This is a genomic window from Conexibacter woesei DSM 14684, from assembly GCF_000025265.1.
Lineage (GTDB): Bacteria > Actinomycetota > Thermoleophilia > Solirubrobacterales > Solirubrobacteraceae > Conexibacter > Conexibacter woesei.
The window spans coordinates 2885185-2900110 of record NC_013739.1; the positions used below are offsets into that span (position 1 = coordinate 2885185).

Genomic DNA, 14926 nt, shown 5'->3' on the forward strand with positions numbered 1-14926 from the left:
GGTGGGGTTGAGAGACCGATGTCCGCTCCGCCCTCTCCTCGGTGACGCGCGGAGGGGAAGAGGGCGTGACCCAGCGGGCGTCGTGCGATCCAGCGTACCACCGGTCACTCCCGTTCCAGGAGCGACGGCGGCACCCGACTTCGGTCGGGGGTGGGCGTCGACTCCCGGCCGATGCGCCCGACCGACGACGCGCTGGAGACTGGCCTGATGGACGAGATCGAGCGCCTCCGCGGGATCAGCTACGACACCGGCACGAGCTACGGCCGGCGGCAGCCGCTCTCGCGCGTGCGCTGGGAGCGCGCGGAGATGGAGGCCGAGGTCGCCGCGGTGCGCGAGCAGCTGCACTGCAACACGCTGCTCGTGTTCGGCTCCGACGTCGAGCGGCTGACGGCGACCGCGCGGGCGGCGCTGGAGGGTGGGCTCCATGCGATCGTGCAGCCGCGCCTGTTCGACTGCCGCCCGGCGCGGATCCTCCGCCACCTCGCGGAGGCGGCAGACGCGGGGGAGCGGCTGCGCCGCGAGCACCCCGGCCGCGTGACGTTGCTCGCCGGCTGCGAGGCGCCGATCTTCACGCCCGGCATCGTCCGCGGCCGCAGCTTCCAGCGCCGGATCGCGCGCCTGCGCGCCGGCGGCGTCGATCGCGCCGCGCTCGGGCGGCGGCTGAACGACTACCTCGCGCGGGCGAGCAGCGTCGCGCGGGCGCGCTTCGACGGTCCGGTCGGCTACGCGGCGGTGCCGTTCGAGCCGGTCGACTGGGGGCTGTTCGACCTCGTCGGCCTCGACCACTACGCGTTCCACGAGACGCCGGAGGGGCATGCGCGCGCGCTGGCGCCGTTCCGCGCGTTCGGCAAGCCGATCGTGATCTGCGAGTTCGGCTGCTGCGCGTTCCGCGGCGCGGCGCGGATGGGCGGGATGGCGTGGACGATCGTCGACTGGGGCCGGTCGAGAGCGCAGATCCCCGACGGGGTCGTGCGCAGCGAGTCCGAGCAGGCCGACGCCGTCGCGGCGATGCTCGCGGCGTTCGAGTCCGAGCCGCTGCGCGGCGCCTGCGTCTTCACGTTCGCCGAGTTCTCGATGCCGCACTCGCCGGTCACGCGCGACGACCTCGACGTCGCCTCCTACGGCGTGGCGAAGGTGATCCGCGAGGACCCGGACGACCCCGCCTCACCGTACCGCTGGGAGCCGAAGCTGGCGTTTCATGCGATCGCGGAGCACAACGAGTCGGCGCAGATCCGCGCTTGACTTCAAGCGCACTTGAAATGTCACGATGGTCGTCCGGCCCACCGAAGGGAGCAGTCATGGAGACCATCACGACAAGCGCGAGAGCGCAGATCACCGCGGCCGTCACCGCCTGGCCCGGCGTGAGCACGAGCGGCCCGGGCGAGCGCGGCGAGTTCTCGTACATGCTCGGCCGCAGCGAGATCGGCCATCTGCACGGCAACCACGTCGCGCACTTCTCGTTCCAGAAGCAGCTCGGGACCGAGCTGCGCGAGCAGGGCCGCGTGACCCCGCACCCGATCACCGACTCGCCGGGACTCGGCGCGCGGCGGATCGACGGTCCCGACGACGTGAGCGAGGTGATCGAGCTGCTGAGACTGAACTACGACCGGCTCGTCGCGCGCTACGGCCTGCCCGACGACGCGTGAGCTAGGCGGGGTCAGCGCGGTCGGCGCGGTCCATCAGCCCGACGAGGTGGCCCTCGGGGTCGCGCAGCAGCGCGACCGTCAGGCCGGGGCTCGCCTCGCGCGGGGCCATCACGGTGGTGGCGCCGAGCGCCTCGGCGCGGGCGAGCGTGCCCGGCAGGTCGTCGGCCTGGACGTACACCGTCACATAGGGGTCGACGCCCTCGAAGCCGCCGATGCCGCCGCCGACCCCGCCGTCGTCGACGACGTGGTAGCCGGCGCCGGGATGGACCTCCGCGACCTCCCAGCCGAAGAGGCCGGCGTAGAAGTCCCGCAGCAGGCTCGCGTCACGACCCATGATCTCGAAGTGCACAACAGGGTGCTCGGCCATCGTCGTCCTCCTCGTAGGGTGTCCCATTCTTGCGTACCACGATTCCGGAGGAACGATGAGCTACGAGACGTTGCGCTACGACGTGGCCGACGAGGTGGCGACGATCACGCTCGACCGGCCGGACCGCCTCAACACGATCGTGCCGCCGATGCCGGAGGAGTTCCAGGCCGCGATCGACGCCGCGGCGGTCGACGCGGAGGTCAAGGTGATCGTCGTGCGCGGCGCCGGGCGCGCGTTCTGCGCCGGCTACGACTTCGGCGGCGGCTTCCACCACTGGGACGAGCTGATGACGACCGACGGCAGATGGGACCCCGGCAAGGACTTCCTGACCGCGAGCGCCTACGGCCCGACGTACCGGTTCATGAGCATGTGGCGGGTGCCGAAGCCCGTCGTCGCGCAGGTCCACGGCTGGTGCGTCGGCGGCGGCAGCGACATGGCGCTGTGCGCGGACATCGTGATCGCCTCCGACGACGCGCAGATCGGCACGCCCTACTCGCGCATGTGGGGCTGCTACCTGTCCGGCATGTGGATCCACCGCCTCGGCCTCGCGAAGGCGAAGGAGCACGCGCTGACCGGCAAGCCGCTGTCGGGCGCGGAGGCGGCCGACGTCGGCCTGATCAACGCCGCCGTCCCGTTCGAGCGGCTGGAGGCCGAGGTCGCGACGATGGTCGCGCAGCTCAAGAGCGTCCCCGCCTCGCAGCTCGCGGCGATGAAGCTGATCGTCAACCAGGCGTACGAGAGCAGAGGCCTGTCGGGAACGCAGACGCTCGGCCCGATCCTCGACGGGCTGATGCGCAACACGCCCGACGCCCACCGCTTCATCGACACCGCTGAGCGCGACGGCGTCGGCGCCGCGGTCGCCGCGCGCGACCGGCCGTTCGGCGACTACAGCCAGGCACCGCCGGAGCGCCGACCCGACCCGAATCACACGATCGACCCGGGGTGATGGGCGATACTGCGCCGATGGCGTTCGTACCGCCGGCTCGTCATCTGCTGCGCGCGAAGGACCTCGCCGACGCGCGCTACGCCGAGCCGCTGAAGGTCGACGACCTCGCGCGCGCGGCCGGGCTCTCGCGTGCCCACTTCAGCGAGCAGTTCCGCCGCGCGTTCGGCGAGTCGCCGCATGCCTACCTGCTGACGCGGCGGCTGGAGCGCGCCGCCGCGCTGCTGCGGAGCACCGACCGCTCGGTCGCGGACGTCTGCCTGTCGGTCGGCCTGCAGAGCGTCGGCTCCTTCACGACGAGCTTCACGCGCACCTACGGCGTCTCGCCGACCGCCTACCGAGCGGCGTTCCCGCCCGCCGCCCAGCACGCGCGGGTCCCGACGTGCGTGCTGCGCGCGTACGGCCGCCCACAACGCCGGACGTTTCGAGAAGACAGCGGTCCCACGGAGAGCTAGCGTGCGTCTCGACCTGGCGAACCCCCGCCGCAGGAGGACACGATGATCAGGATCACCAGCGCCCAGCTGTGGGTGCACGACCAGGACGAGGCGCTCGCGTTCTACACGCAGAAGCTCGGCTTCGACGTCCGCGCCGACGTCACGATGCCTGAGCTGGACGGCTTCCGCTGGCTCGCGGTCGGACCGCCCTCGCAACCGGACATCTCGATCGCGCTGATGGCGATCCCGGGTCTGCCGGTGATGGACGCGGCGACCGGCGCGCAGGTGCTCGAGCTGACGGCGAAGGGCTTCGCCGGATCGGTCTTCCTCGAGTGCGACGACCTCCGCGCGGAGTACGAGCAGCTGACGGCGCGCGGGCTCGAGTTCATAGAGCCGCCGGAGGAGCGTCCGTACGGGTTCGACTCGGGGTTCCGCGACCCGTCCGGCAACCACATACGGCTCATGCAGCGCACGGAGGTCACGGCGGGATGAACCGTGGGTAACCTCGTCGGGATGGGGCGAACGTCCACCACCGTCGCGCCGGAGTTCGGCGAGCTCGAGCAACACCGGCGCGCACTGACCGCGTACTGCTACCGGATGCTCGGATCGCCGTTCGAGGCCGAGGACGCCGTCCAGGAGACGCTGCTGCGCGCGTGGAGAGGGCTCGACCGCTTCGAAGGCCGCGCCGCGCTCCGCTCCTGGCTCTACACCATCGCAACGAACGTGTGCCTCGACATGCTCAACGGACGCAAGCGCCGCGCGCTGCCGCTCGACCTCGGGCCGGCCGGCTCCGCCGACGGCCCGATCGGCGACGTGCGCGACGCGGTCGAGTGGATCGAGCCCGTCCCCGACGGCCGCGTGCTGCCCGACGCCGATCCGGCGGCCGTGGTCGAGGCGCGCGAGACGATCCGGCTCGCGTTCGTGGCGGCGCTGCAGCAGCTGCCGCCGCGCCAGCGCGCCACGCTGATCCTCTGCGAGGTGCTGCGCTGGAGGGCGTCCGAGGTCGCCGAGCTGCTGGGGACGAGCACCGCGTCGGTCAACAGCGCGCTCCAGCGCGCACGGGCGACGCTCGACGCGAACGGCCGCGATGACGCGCCGGCGGCGCCGCTCGACCCGCCGGATCGGGCGCTGCTGGCTCGCTATGTCGAGGCGTTCGAGGCGTACGACATGGACGCGCTCACGGCGCTGATCAAGGAGGACGCGGAGCAGTCGATGCCGCCGTTCGAGCTGTGGCTCAGAGGGCGCGAGCAGATCTTCCGCTGGTGGCTCGGCCCCGGTGCGGGCTGCCGCGGCTCGCGCGTCGTCCCGGCCGGGGACGCGAACGGCGCGCCGGCGTTCGCGCAGTACCGGCGCAGCGAGCACGGGCCGGGGCACGACGCGTGGGCGCTGCAGGTGCTCGACGTGGTCGACGGCCGCATCGCCGGGATGACGTTCTTCCTCGACGTCGAGGCGATCTTCCCGCTGTTCGGCCTGCCGCTGCGGCTCGACGCCTAGCGTCCGTCCGGCAGCACGTCGCTCAGCCCCATGAAGCCGACGAGCTGCAGCAGCGGCAGGGACGCGTTGCGCAGCCGCACCTGGCAGCGGTTGCGCTGCGCGGCGAGCTGCATGCGGGCAAGCGCGTCGATCGCGACGGCGTCGGGGGCGATCCCGCCGACGTCGCACAGGACGACATCGGCGTCGCTGGCGTGGAGCATGTCGCAGAAGCGCTCGTAGAGCGCGGGCAGGTCCGCGCGCGCCAGCGGCCCGCGGATCGCGAACGTCGTCACCTGCGGCATCGGCCCGGTCATCGTGAGCAAAGACCGACCGCACGAGAAGAACTCATCGGTGCAGCTCGGCGGCAGCGCGCGGCGCGGCGCTCACACGAGCTGGTCGAGCACGTCCGTGACGGACGGCGCGGCGCACATCTCGCGCGCGATCGCACCGGCCGCGTCGCGGTGGGCCGGCGTGCTCAGCAGCTGCTCGATCGCCGCGCGCACGTCGTCGGCTGCGTGCGGCGGCGCGACGGCGATCCCAGCGCCGGCTTCCACGACGCGGCGGGCGTTCACCGGCTGGTCGGCGAAGAGCGGGAGCAGCACGAGCGGGACGCCGGCCGCCAGCGCCCCGAACGTCGTGCCGGAGCCGCCGTGGCAGACGACGACCGCGGCGCCGGGCAGGACGCCGGCCTGGTCGACCCATGCCGCGGCGCGGACGTTCGGCGGCAGCGGGCCGAGCGTGTCCGGATCGGGCTGTCGACCGACGGTCAGCAGCACGCGCACCGGCAGCTCCGCGACCGCATCGACGATCGCGCGGTACACGGGCGCGGCGAGCGCGAGCGTGGGGGCGACGGAGCCGAGCGTCGCGTAGACGAGCGGCCGCTCGTCGTCCTCCGGCCACGCCTGCCGCCACCCGTCCGCGGCGCTGGGCCCGCCCGCGCTTTCCGCGGCGCCTTCCCCGCCCGCGCGATCCGCGGCGCCTCCGGCTCGGAACCGCACGGTCCGCGCGAACGGCGACGGGTCGAGCGCGCGCGGGAAGCGCGTCAGGTAGGGCGCTGCATGGATCCGCTCGACGATGCCGGGCAGGTGCGGGTCGAGGACGGGCGCGGCGAGCGCGAGCGAGCCGGCCTCGACCTCCGCGAGCGAGATCGCCACCTGCGCGTGAGGGATCGCGCGCCGCTCGGCGGCGATCGCCGAGGCGAAGTCGCACGGTTCGCGCAGGACCAGGTCGGGCCGCCACTCGTCGCAGACGCGATCGAGCGCCGGCAGCATCGCGGCGGTGCAGAGCCGCCCGAACAGCTCGCGGTTGACGAGCACCGAGCGCTCCGGCGGTGGCGCGGACTCGAACCGGCGCCAGATCTCGGCGACCTCCTGCGCGGGCGGATCGGCGCCGGCCGCGAACGCGTGGCCGGCCGCTGCGATCGCGGGCTCCAGGCCCGGCGGGCCGACGACGAGCACGTCGTCGCCGCGCCGCGCGAGCGCCGCGGCGAAGGGGAGGAGCGGCCCGACGTGGCCCGCGCCGGCGGTCGAGGCGAGCAGCGCGCGCATCGGCGGCAACTCTAGGGCGGCCGGCGTGAGCGGGCGCGGCTGGCGCGAGCGGGAGCGGGCCGGCGTGAGCGGGAGCGGGCCGGCGCGAGCGGGCCGGCGCGGCCGTGGGGCGCGGCGCCTCCGCCGGAGCCGACTTCGCCGGCGCAACAGGCGCGGCTGGTCCGCGCAACCTGATTTGCTGCGCCGATGGCCGACTCCGACGACGCGATCCGCGACGACCTCGCCGAGCTGCTGCGGCGCCGGCGGCTGACGGAGGACGCGGCGCGGCCGGACGCGGTTGCGCGGCGCCGCACCGCCGGCGGGCGCACGGCGCGCGAGAACGTCGCGGACCTCGTCGACCCCGGCTCGTTCGTCGAGTACGGGCGCTTCGCGATCGCCGCGCAGCGGCAGCGCCGTGAGCTGGCCGACCTGATCGAGCGGACGCCGGCCGACGGGCTCGTCGCGGGCACCGCGCGCGTGAACGGCGACCGCTTCGGAGAGCGCGCGGCGTGCGCGGTGCTGTCGTACGACTACACAGTGCTGGCGGGCACGCAGGGCGCGCTCGGCCACCGCAAGAAGGACCGCCTGTTCGAGCTGATCGAGCGGATGCGGCTGCCGGCGGTCTTCTTCGCCGAGGGCGGCGGCGGCCGGCCCGGCGACACCGACCATCCGGTCGTCTCCGCGCTCGACGTGCGCGCGTTCGCGCTGTGGGCGGGGCTGTCGGGAATCGTCCCGCGGATCGCCGTCGTCGCGGGCCGCTGCTTCGCCGGCAACGCCGTGATCGCGGGCTGCTCGGACCTGATCGTCGCCACCGAGGACGTCTCGCTCGGGATGGGCGGCCCGGCGATGATCGCGGGCGGCGGCCTCGGCGAGGTCGCGCCCGGCGACGTCGGCCCGATCGCGATGCAGGCGGCGAACGGCGTCATCGACGTGGTCGTCGCCGACGAGGCCGAGGCGGTCGCGGTCACGAAGCGGCTGCTCGGCTACTTCCAGGGCGCGACGCCGCCCGGCCCGGTGCCGGACCAGACGCGTCTGCGCCAGCTCGTGCCGGAGCGGGAGCGGCGCGCGTACAAGGTCGCGCCGATCGTCGAGACGCTCGCCGACGAGGGCTCGGTGACGTTCCTGCGCGAGCGCTTCGCGCCGGAGCTGGTGACCGCGTTCGCGCGGATCGAGGGCCGCCCGGTCGGCGTGATCGCCAACAACACGATGGCGATGGCCGGAGCGATCACGAGCGACGCCTCGGACAAGGGCGCGCGCTTCATGCAGCTGTGCGACGCGTTCTCGATCCCGCTCGTCTCGCTCGTCGACACGCCCGGCTACATGGTCGGGCCGCAGGCCGAGGCGACGGGCCTCGTGCGCCACGCCTCGCGGCTGCTGGTCGCCGGCGCCGCGCTGCGCGTCCCGCTCGTCGCCGTGATCCTGCGGCGCGCCTACGGCCTCGGTGCGCAGGCGATGATGGCCGGCAGCCTGCACGAGCCGCTGCTGACGGTCGCCTGGCCCGGCGCGCACCTGGGACCGATGGGCCTGGAGGGCGCGGTCCGCCTCGGGCTGCGCAAGGAGCTGGAGGCGATCGCGGACGAGACGGAGCGCGAGCAGCGCGTCCGCGACGTGACGGCGGCGGCGCAGGAGAACGCGAGAGCGCTCAACGCGGCGACGCTGTTCGAGCTGGACGATGTGATCGACCCTGCCGAGACCCGCGCGGTCATCGCCGCGACCCTCGCCGCCGCCGCTGCCCACACGCCCGCTCCCGCCACCGACCGCCGCTTCGTCGACACCTGGTAGCGCCGCCCCGCACCCGCTCGTCACGCTCGCCGCGGATTGAGCCGCCGCCACACGGCGCCGACGTCAGGACGAACTGCTACGAATTGACCTCGACCGGGGCGGGACAACCGCTTCGCAATTGATCGAGGGGGAAGATCACATGCGCTTCGTACGCAGTTCATTGCTGTTCGCCGCGTTGGCGCTGCTTCTGGTCGCGACGAGGGCAAGCGCGACGCCGACCGCCGCGTTCACCCACTCGCCGGCGGTCCCGAACCCGGGGCAGCTCGTCACGTTCGACGCCGGCACCTCGGTGTGCGACGTCACGCCGTGCACGTACTCCTGGGACGACGTCGCCTCCGACGGGCCCGGCGCGCCCGACTATCCGCTCGGCTCCGGTACGCCGCTGACGTTCACCTTCAGAAACGCGGGCACGAAGTACGTGCGCCTGATCGTGACGAACAGAAGCGGGCAGTCGCATGCCGTCCAGCGCGACGTCGTCGTCGCGCCGGCGCCGCTGTGGGTCGGCGACGTCGACACGTGCGACGCCTCGCAGTGGGCCGACCTCCAGGACGGGCGCACGCCGACGCTCAGAGCGCTCTTCGGCGACACGCTCTTCAGAGCGCTGGCCGACAATCCGAGCGTCGCCGACGACACGCGCACGAACAACGGCTGCTCGGGATGGTTCTGGGTCGACGACACGATCAGCCCGACGAGCGGCCCGCGTGCGGAGGTTCTGACCGACGAGCACATGAGAGACGGAACCGAGTTCTGGTACGGGACCTCGATCTACGTCGACTCCGACCCGAACGCCACGATCGGATTCGCCAGCGGCACCCACCACACGCTCACGCAGTGGAAGGGGAGCAGCAGCGGCTCGCCGCCGTTGGAGCTCGGCATCGGCAACTGGGGCAGAGGCAACCCCGGCAACGGCCTCGTCTTCATCGTCGCGAGAACCGACGGGAACATCAGAACCGCGCACACGCTCGTCCCGCTCGCGAACATCTACGACCACTGGTGGGACCTCGCCGTCCGCGTGAAGTTCTCATCCGACGCGAGCGTCGGCGAGTACGAAGTGTGGCTCGACGGGAGACAGGTCGTCTCGACCAGAAGAGACCGGACGCTCGTCGCCGGGCGCGACTCCTACCTCAAGCAGGGCTACTACGGCGGCGGCAACGGCAACGTGATCCTGATCGATGAGACCCGCCGCGGCACGAGCCGCTGGTCGGTCGACCCGTCACTCCGCTATCCGTGAGCCGCCGGCCGCAGCGCTCCCCCGGGCAGCGCCTGGGGGAGCGGGGCGCGAGGACGCTAGGCGACCGCGACGCGCTGCTGTGCGTTCTCGACGATGCTGTTCACGATCCGGTGGTGCAGCGGCCGCGGCAGGTCGTGCCCCATGTCCGGCAGCGGGAGGTAGGTGGAGCCGGCGACCGCGGCGTGGGTCGCCTCGCCGCCGCTGATGTCGATCAGCGGATCCTCGCCGCCGTGGATCACCAGCGCGGGCACTCTCAGCGCCTGCAGGCTTCTCGTGCGGTCGAGCGCCATCAGGATCGCGGCGATCTGACGCGCGCCGCCGTCGGGGTGAACCGCGCGGCGGTACGCCTCGCCCGCCAGCTCCAGGCGGCCCGGGCGCTCGCTCGCGGCGTGGGTTCTGGAGCCGATCACGTCGTAGACGTGGGCGATCTGGATGATCGCCTCGCGGGGGTCCTCCGGGAGCGGTCTGAGCAGCTCGCCGATCACGCCGTCGGCCGGCTGCCCGACGCTCGGGTCGCCGGTCGTGCTCATGATCGAGCAGAGCGTTCGCACCCGCTCCGGTCTGCCGATCGCGATCAGCTGGGAGATCATCCCGCCCATCGACGCGCCGACGACGTGCGCCTGCTCGATCCCGAGGTGGTCGAGCAGCTCGACGGCGTCGTCGGCCATCGCCTGCAGGAAGTACTGCGCGGGCGTGACCTTCCATCTCGTCAGCCCGCTGTCGCGGTTGTCGAAGCGGATCACCCGGTAGCCGCGCTCGCCGAGCGCGTCGACGATCTCCTGTGGCCAGTGGATCAGCTGCGAGGACAGTCCCATCACCAGCAGCAGCGGCTCGCCGTTCTCGTTGCCCTCGTCGCGGTAGCAGGCCGTGACCTTCGTCAGCTCCGCGAAGCGCTCGCGTGGATCGCTCATCACAACTCTCCCGTGTCGTCGTGCGATCCGGACGTGCTGCTGCTCACGCGCTCCCCGCGCGCAGCATCGCACCTTTCCGGCGCTCGGAGCGGCGAAAGTCCGAAATATGGCGCGTAGGGGCGATGGCGTCGTCGGGCGCCGGCGGGGTATACCCACCTCGCACGCATGGCCGCGGACGCCGACAGTCCTCCGCCGGACCCGCCCGCCGGCCCTGCGGCCGCGATGCGCAGTCGCGCGTTCGTCGCGCTGCTGCTGCTCGCCGCCGTCGTCGGCATCGTCGTCTCGCTGCTCGCATGGGGCTTCCTCGAGCTGACGCACCAGATCCAGGTCGGCCTCTTCACCGACCTGCCGAAGGAGGTCGGCTACGACGACGGCGCGCCGCTGTGGTGGTCGCTGCCGATCCTGCTCGTCGCCGGCGTCGTCGTCGCGTTCGCGATCGCGAAGCTGCCCGGCAACGGCGGCCACGTCCCGGCGAACGGCCTGAAGATGGGGCTGACGGAGCCGATCGAGCTGCCGGGCGTGATGCTCGCGGCGCTCGCGACGATCGGGCTCGGCGTCGTGCTCGGCCCAGAGGCGCCGCTGATCGCGCTCGGCGGCGGGCTCGGCGTCCTGTTCCTGCGCCAGCTGCGCAGAGACGCGCCGTCGGAGGTCGCGCTCGTGATGGCGGCGTCGGGGACGTTCGCCGCCGTCTCGCTGCTGTTCGAGTCGCCGCTGATCGCGGCGGTGATCCTGATCGAGGCGTCCGGGCTCGGCGGCCCGAGACTCCCCGTCGTGCTGCTGCCGGGGCTGCTGGCGGCGGGGATCGGCTCGCTCGTCTCGATCGGAATGGGGTCGTGGACCGGCCTCAGCACGAGCGCGTACGCGCTCAGCGCGCTGGAGCTTCCGCAGTACGCGCGGCCGACCGCGGCGGCGCTCGGCTGGTCGATCCTGCTGGCGGTCGCGGTCACCGTCGGCGCGGTGGCGATCGTGCGGGCGGGGCGTGTCGTCGCACGCATCTCCGACGGCCGCGCGTTCGTCGTCGCACCGCTCGCCGGGCTGCTGATCGGCGGGCTCGCGATCGCCTTCGCCTCGACCACCGACAAGGACGTCGCGCAGGTGCTGTTCGACGGTCAGGACTCGATCGGCCCGATGACGGCCAGTCCCGCGGCGTGGTCGCTCGGGACACTCGCGCTGCTCGTCGCGTTCAAGGGCGCGGCGTGGAGCCTGTCGCTCGGCGCCTTCCGCGGCGGCCCGACGTTCCCGGCGCTGCTGCTCGGCGCGGCGGCCGGGATGATGGCCGCGAGACTGCCCGGGTTCGACCTCACGCCGGCCATCGCGGTCGGCATGGCCGCCGCGATCGTCGCGGTCCTGCGGTTGCCGCTGTCGGCGGTCGCGCTGGCGGTGCTGCTGACGGCGGGCGCCGGGGCGGGCGCCGCGCCGCTGATCATCGTCGGCGTCGTCGTCGCCTACCTGACGGCGCTCGTGCTGACGGAGCCGGCGGCGGACGACCACGCCGAGGGCGGCGCACCGGGCGCCCCTAGCGCCCCTAGCGCCGCTTCGGGCTCGCCTTCGCCAACCTGATCGTGCGCGTCACGTTCGCCCGTCTCGTGGCGGCGTCGCCGGCGTAGAACGCGGTGATCGTCGCCTTGCCGCGCCGCGCTCTCGCGAGTGGCCCGGTCAGCTTGAGCGTCGCGCGCCAGCGGCCGCGGGCGATCGTCGCCGACTTGCGTGTGAAGACGGTCGTGCGGCCGACCTTCTTGCGGTACGCGATCGTGACTCTGCCGGTCGCATGCGGGGAGATCGTGCCGGCGACGGTGACCTTCGCGCCCTTGCGGACCGTCCGCGTGAGCGCCAGCGCGGCGGCGGCACGTCCGGCTCTCGGCGTGCGGCTGGGGCCGGCGGCGGCAGCGACGGTCACCCGTCGCGTGATCGTCGTCTCGTTGCCGACGCCGTCGGTCGCGGTCAGCGTGACGGTGTACGTGCCGGCGCGCGTGTAGACGTGGTCGACGGCCGCTCTGCGCGAGCCGCTGTCGTCGCCGAAGTCCCACCAGACGCTGGCGCCCGTGCGGTCGCTCGCGCTCGCCGAGAACGGCGCGGGCGCGCCGGCCGTCGCGGTCGCCGGCGTGCTCGCCGTCAGCTTCGGCCCGGTCGCGTCGAGGACGCGCGTCGAGAGCGAGAAGGCGATGAACTGTTGGAGCACCCCGAGCAGAGCGCCACCGTCGGCATGCGCGAACGGCAGCACGTAGCGGTCGATGTCGAACGGGCCGCCGAGACCGAAGGCCGAGGCGCCGGTCGCGGTGACCGGGCCGAACGTGCCGTTGGAGGCGATGCGCCGCGCGAACAGCGGCACCGTCAGCGCCACCGACGGCCGCTGCTGCTGCAGCCAGGTCGCGAGCACGCCGCCGTCGGGCATCGCCGCGAGCAGCGGGGCGACCGCGGCGACGCCGGGCTCCGCTGTGGGGAGCGGCTGCGCGGGGCCGGTCGCGGCGCCGGGCGCGATCCGGCTGACGATCGCGGTGGCGGAGATCGGAGGAGTGGACGACGTGGCCTCGGTCCACGCGATCGTGACGGTGCCGTCCGGGGCGATCGCGGGCGTCGCGACGGCGGGCATGCTCACCGGTGCCGGCGCACCGTGGAACGGCGCGCCGAGGACCTCGCCGCTGAGCGGGAGGCGGACGCCCGCGACCCGCATGTCGCTGCCGCCGGGCACGGCCTCGCTCCACGCGAGCGCGCCGCCGGCGGCGCCCGCGCCGAGCGTCGGGAAGCTGGCGGCGTCGGCGGGCGCCTCGGCGACGGCGCCGTCGAGCTGGCCGGCGGCGTCGAGTCGGGCGATCCGCTGCGCCGCGCCGCTGCCGGTGCCGTCGGTCCAGGTGACCCATGCGACGCCGTTCGGCGTGACCGCGATCCGGGGGTCGGCCTCCAGGCCGCCCAGCCCGAGCACCACGACCGGGCCGAGCGTCCCGTCGGCGGCGACCCGGCGGGCATGGATCGCCTCGGCCGCCAGGCCGTCGTCCCACGCGCGCCACACGACGGTCGCGTCGCCGTCGCCGTCGACCGCGACCGCGACGCCGGTTTCGAGCGGGAGCTGGTCCGGTGCGACGAGGAGCGGTGCGCCGACCGTCCCGCCGGCGGCGAGCAGGGCGAGCCGGAGCTGGTCGTCGCCGCCGACCTCGTCCTGCCAGGCGACGGCGGAGGCGCCGGAGGCGCCGGCAGCGACGACCGGCCAGACGGGGTCCGGACCGGGGTCGGCGTCGTCGAGCACTCGCACCGTGCCGAGCGTGCCGTCGGGCGCGGCGCGCTGCACGGACACCTTGACGGCGGCGGCGTCGTCCTCCGCGATCCAGGCGGCCGTGGAGGAGCCGTCGGGAGCGCCGGCGAGGTCGAGGCCCTCGCTCATGAGCGGGACGTCGAACGCCGGACCGTCGATCCACCCCTCGGCCTGCGCGGTCGCGGCCGGCGCCCCGACGAGCAGGGCGGTCGCGAGGAGCGCTCCGGTGAGCCGCCGGGGACGAGGTGATCGACGGACGCGGGAGTTCGGCATGCGGTGTGCTCCGGGTTTGGGACGGCAGGGCGCGGGTGCGCGCACTGTACGGGTGATCGTCCGCAGGCGCCGCGCCTTGAGCTGGGCGATACGGTGGTGGCGTGGCATCGGATGAGATCACGGGAGGTGGCGAGGAGGTCAGGCTGACCAACCTCGACCAGCCGTTGTTCGACGGCGCGGACGCGACGAAGCGGGACCTGGTCGACTACCTCGACGCGGTCTCCGAGCAGCTGCTCGGCGAGCTGCGCGACCGGCCGCTGTCGGTGATCCGGGCGCTGCGCGGCCGCAAGCCGTTCATGCAGAAGAACGTCCCGAGATACACGCCGCCGTGGATCAAGACGGTGACGCTGTGGGCGGAGCGCTCCAAGCGCGACGTCTCCTACGCGCTCTGCAACGACCGTGCGACGCTGCTGTGGTTCGCCAACCAGCGCGCCGTCGAGTACCACGCGGCGCTGATGCGCGCCGACCTGCCCGACCACCCGCAGACGCACCTCGTGCTCGACGTCGATCCGCCGGAGGGAGCGTCGTTCGGCGTCGTCGTGCGGACCGCCGCGCTCGTGCGGCAGGCGCTCGCCGACGCCGGGCTCGCGGGCGCGCTGAAGACCAGCGGCGCGAAGGGTGTGCACGTCTTCGTGCCGATCGCGCAGCCGGCGGCCGTCGAGGAGATCGCGGCGGCGACGCGGGCGCTCGCCGCGCGCGCCGAGCGCCTCGATCCGGCGCTGGCGACGACGACGTACGTGCTCGCGGATCGCGGCGGCAAGGTGTTCGTCGACGCCACCCGCGCGGGCGGCGCGACCGTCGTCGCCGCCTACAGCCCGCGCATCCGGCCGGGCACGCCGGTCTCGTTCCCGCTGCCATGGGACGAGCTGGAGAACGTCGTGCCGGCAGACTTCACGATCCGTACCGTGCCGGCGCTGATCGGCGCGCGCAACCCGTGGGCCGACGAGCTGCCGGCGCCGCAGCCGCTGCCGGCCGAGCTGATCGAGGAGGGCCGGGCGATCCCGGTCGCCCGCGTCGCGGCGATGCACGAGGGCAAGCGCCGCGCGCGTGCGCGGCGCGAGCAGTCAGACGCCGGCAGCTGAACCGGTCCGCG

15 protein-coding genes are annotated in these 14926 nt (G+C 73.8%); 10 read left to right on the forward strand and 5 right to left on the reverse strand.

Annotation, left to right across the window (positions count from 1 at the left end; genetic code table 11):
- The first annotated feature begins 171 nt into the window (after positions 1-171).
- Both CWOE_RS13480 and CWOE_RS13485 read left to right on the forward strand, forming a co-directional pair.
- Positions 172-1242, forward strand: a complete 1071-nt coding sequence (locus tag CWOE_RS13480) for a hypothetical protein (protein WP_012934173.1) — start codon at positions 172-174, stop codon at positions 1240-1242.
- A gap of 56 nt (positions 1243-1298) precedes the next feature.
- On the forward strand, positions 1299-1646 hold the full coding sequence (locus CWOE_RS13485; protein WP_012934174.1) for a luciferase domain-containing protein: 348 nt from the start codon (positions 1299-1301) through the stop codon (positions 1644-1646).
- A 1-nt stretch (position 1647) separates the two neighbouring features.
- Here CWOE_RS13485 and CWOE_RS13490 read toward each other — a convergent pair whose 3' ends face one another.
- Positions 1648-2013, reverse strand: coding sequence for a VOC family protein (locus CWOE_RS13490; RefSeq protein ID WP_012934175.1), 366 nt, complete (start codon positions 2011-2013; stop codon positions 1648-1650).
- Positions 2014-2068: 55 nt separating this feature from the next.
- On the opposite strand from CWOE_RS13490, the gene CWOE_RS13495 reads away from it, so the two are divergent.
- The 4 genes from CWOE_RS13495 to CWOE_RS13510 are packed head-to-tail and all read left to right on the forward strand — an operon-like array spanning position 2069 to position 4884.
- Positions 2069-2959: a crotonase/enoyl-CoA hydratase family protein gene (locus tag CWOE_RS13495; RefSeq protein ID WP_012934176.1), complete on the forward strand. Its 891-nt coding sequence runs from the start codon at positions 2069-2071 to the stop codon at positions 2957-2959.
- A 17-nt stretch (positions 2960-2976) separates the two neighbouring features.
- On the forward strand, positions 2977-3411 hold the full coding sequence (locus CWOE_RS13500; RefSeq protein ID WP_041730489.1) for a helix-turn-helix domain-containing protein: 435 nt from the start codon (positions 2977-2979) through the stop codon (positions 3409-3411).
- 42 nt (positions 3412-3453) lie between these two features.
- Positions 3454-3882 (forward strand): VOC family protein, encoded by a 429-nt coding sequence (locus CWOE_RS13505; protein ID WP_012934178.1) that lies wholly within the window; start codon positions 3454-3456, stop codon positions 3880-3882.
- A gap of 21 nt (positions 3883-3903) precedes the next feature.
- Positions 3904-4884, forward strand: a complete 981-nt coding sequence (locus CWOE_RS13510) for a sigma-70 family RNA polymerase sigma factor (protein WP_012934179.1) — start codon at positions 3904-3906, stop codon at positions 4882-4884.
- On the opposite strand, the gene CWOE_RS13515 is transcribed toward CWOE_RS13510, so the two are convergent.
- Together CWOE_RS13515 and CWOE_RS13520 are read right to left on the reverse strand one after the other, a co-directional pair.
- Positions 4881-5165: an STAS domain-containing protein gene (locus tag CWOE_RS13515; RefSeq protein ID WP_041732405.1), complete on the reverse strand. Its 285-nt coding sequence runs from the start codon at positions 5163-5165 to the stop codon at positions 4881-4883. The genes CWOE_RS13510 and CWOE_RS13515 overlap by 4 nt on opposite strands.
- 81 nt (positions 5166-5246) lie before the next feature.
- Entirely contained in the window at positions 5247-6410 is a 1164-nt protein-coding gene (locus CWOE_RS13520) for a glycosyltransferase (protein WP_012934181.1), read from the reverse strand.
- Positions 6411-6596: 186 nt separating this feature from the next.
- Between CWOE_RS13520 and CWOE_RS13525 the strand changes: the two genes are divergently transcribed.
- Both CWOE_RS13525 and CWOE_RS13530 read left to right on the forward strand, forming a co-directional pair.
- The gene (locus CWOE_RS13525) at positions 6597-8171 is read left to right on the forward strand and encodes an acyl-CoA carboxylase subunit beta (RefSeq protein WP_012934182.1); all 1575 of its coding nucleotides are present in this window, start codon (positions 6597-6599) and stop codon (positions 8169-8171) included.
- Positions 8172-8310: 139 nt separating this feature from the next.
- Entirely contained in the window at positions 8311-9402 is a 1092-nt protein-coding gene (locus CWOE_RS13530) for a heparin lyase I family protein (RefSeq protein ID WP_012934183.1), read from the forward strand.
- A 56-nt stretch (positions 9403-9458) separates the two neighbouring features.
- Here the strand turns inward: CWOE_RS13530 and CWOE_RS13535 are convergent, their stop codons facing one another.
- Entirely contained in the window at positions 9459-10313 is an 855-nt protein-coding gene (locus CWOE_RS13535; RefSeq protein ID WP_012934184.1) for an alpha/beta fold hydrolase, read from the reverse strand.
- 165 nt (positions 10314-10478) lie between these two features.
- On the opposite strand from CWOE_RS13535, the gene CWOE_RS13540 reads away from it, so the two are divergent.
- Complete coding sequence (locus CWOE_RS13540; RefSeq protein WP_012934185.1) at positions 10479-11873, forward strand: chloride channel protein; 1395 nt, start codon at positions 10479-10481, stop codon at positions 11871-11873.
- On the opposite strand, the gene CWOE_RS13545 is transcribed toward CWOE_RS13540, so the two are convergent.
- Positions 11839-13833, reverse strand: coding sequence for a PKD domain-containing protein (locus tag CWOE_RS13545; RefSeq protein ID WP_012934186.1), 1995 nt, complete (start codon positions 13831-13833; stop codon positions 11839-11841). The two genes, CWOE_RS13540 and CWOE_RS13545, sit on opposite strands and share 35 nt — an antisense overlap.
- Positions 13834-13934: 101 nt before the next feature.
- On the opposite strand from CWOE_RS13545, the gene CWOE_RS13550 reads away from it, so the two are divergent.
- Positions 13935-14915 (forward strand): DNA polymerase domain-containing protein, encoded by a 981-nt coding sequence (locus CWOE_RS13550; RefSeq protein ID WP_012934187.1) that lies wholly within the window; start codon positions 13935-13937, stop codon positions 14913-14915.
- Positions 14916-14926: the final 11 nt, after the last annotated feature.

What these genes read in the sequence shown, in the direction of transcription:
- CWOE_RS13480 (WP_012934173.1), top strand. Translation starts at nt 172, where the DNA reads ATGCGCCCGACCGACGACGCGCTGGAGACTGGCCTGATGGACGAGATC.
- CWOE_RS13485 (WP_012934174.1), top strand. Translation starts at nt 1,299, where the DNA reads ATGGAGACCATCACGACAAGCGCGAGAGCGCAGATCACCGCGGCCGTC.
- CWOE_RS13490 (WP_012934175.1), bottom strand. Translation starts at nt 2,013, where the DNA reads ATGGCCGAGCACCCTGTTGTGCACTTCGAGATCATGGGTCGTGACGCG.
- CWOE_RS13495 (WP_012934176.1), top strand. Translation starts at nt 2,069, where the DNA reads ATGAGCTACGAGACGTTGCGCTACGACGTGGCCGACGAGGTGGCGACG.
- CWOE_RS13500 (WP_041730489.1), top strand. Translation starts at nt 2,977, where the DNA reads ATGGCGTTCGTACCGCCGGCTCGTCATCTGCTGCGCGCGAAGGACCTC.
- CWOE_RS13505 (WP_012934178.1), top strand. Translation starts at nt 3,454, where the DNA reads ATGATCAGGATCACCAGCGCCCAGCTGTGGGTGCACGACCAGGACGAG.
- CWOE_RS13510 (WP_012934179.1), top strand. Translation starts at nt 3,904, where the DNA reads ATGGGGCGAACGTCCACCACCGTCGCGCCGGAGTTCGGCGAGCTCGAG.
- CWOE_RS13515 (WP_041732405.1), bottom strand. Translation starts at nt 5,165, where the DNA reads ATGCCGCAGGTGACGACGTTCGCGATCCGCGGGCCGCTGGCGCGCGCG.
- CWOE_RS13520 (WP_012934181.1), bottom strand. Translation starts at nt 6,410, where the DNA reads ATGCGCGCGCTGCTCGCCTCGACCGCCGGCGCGGGCCACGTCGGGCCG.
- CWOE_RS13525 (WP_012934182.1), top strand. Translation starts at nt 6,597, where the DNA reads ATGGCCGACTCCGACGACGCGATCCGCGACGACCTCGCCGAGCTGCTG.
- CWOE_RS13530 (WP_012934183.1), top strand. Translation starts at nt 8,311, where the DNA reads ATGCGCTTCGTACGCAGTTCATTGCTGTTCGCCGCGTTGGCGCTGCTT.
- CWOE_RS13535 (WP_012934184.1), bottom strand. Translation starts at nt 10,313, where the DNA reads ATGAGCGATCCACGCGAGCGCTTCGCGGAGCTGACGAAGGTCACGGCC.
- CWOE_RS13540 (WP_012934185.1), top strand. Translation starts at nt 10,479, where the DNA reads ATGGCCGCGGACGCCGACAGTCCTCCGCCGGACCCGCCCGCCGGCCCT.
- CWOE_RS13545 (WP_012934186.1), bottom strand. Translation starts at nt 13,833, where the DNA reads ATGCCGAACTCCCGCGTCCGTCGATCACCTCGTCCCCGGCGGCTCACC.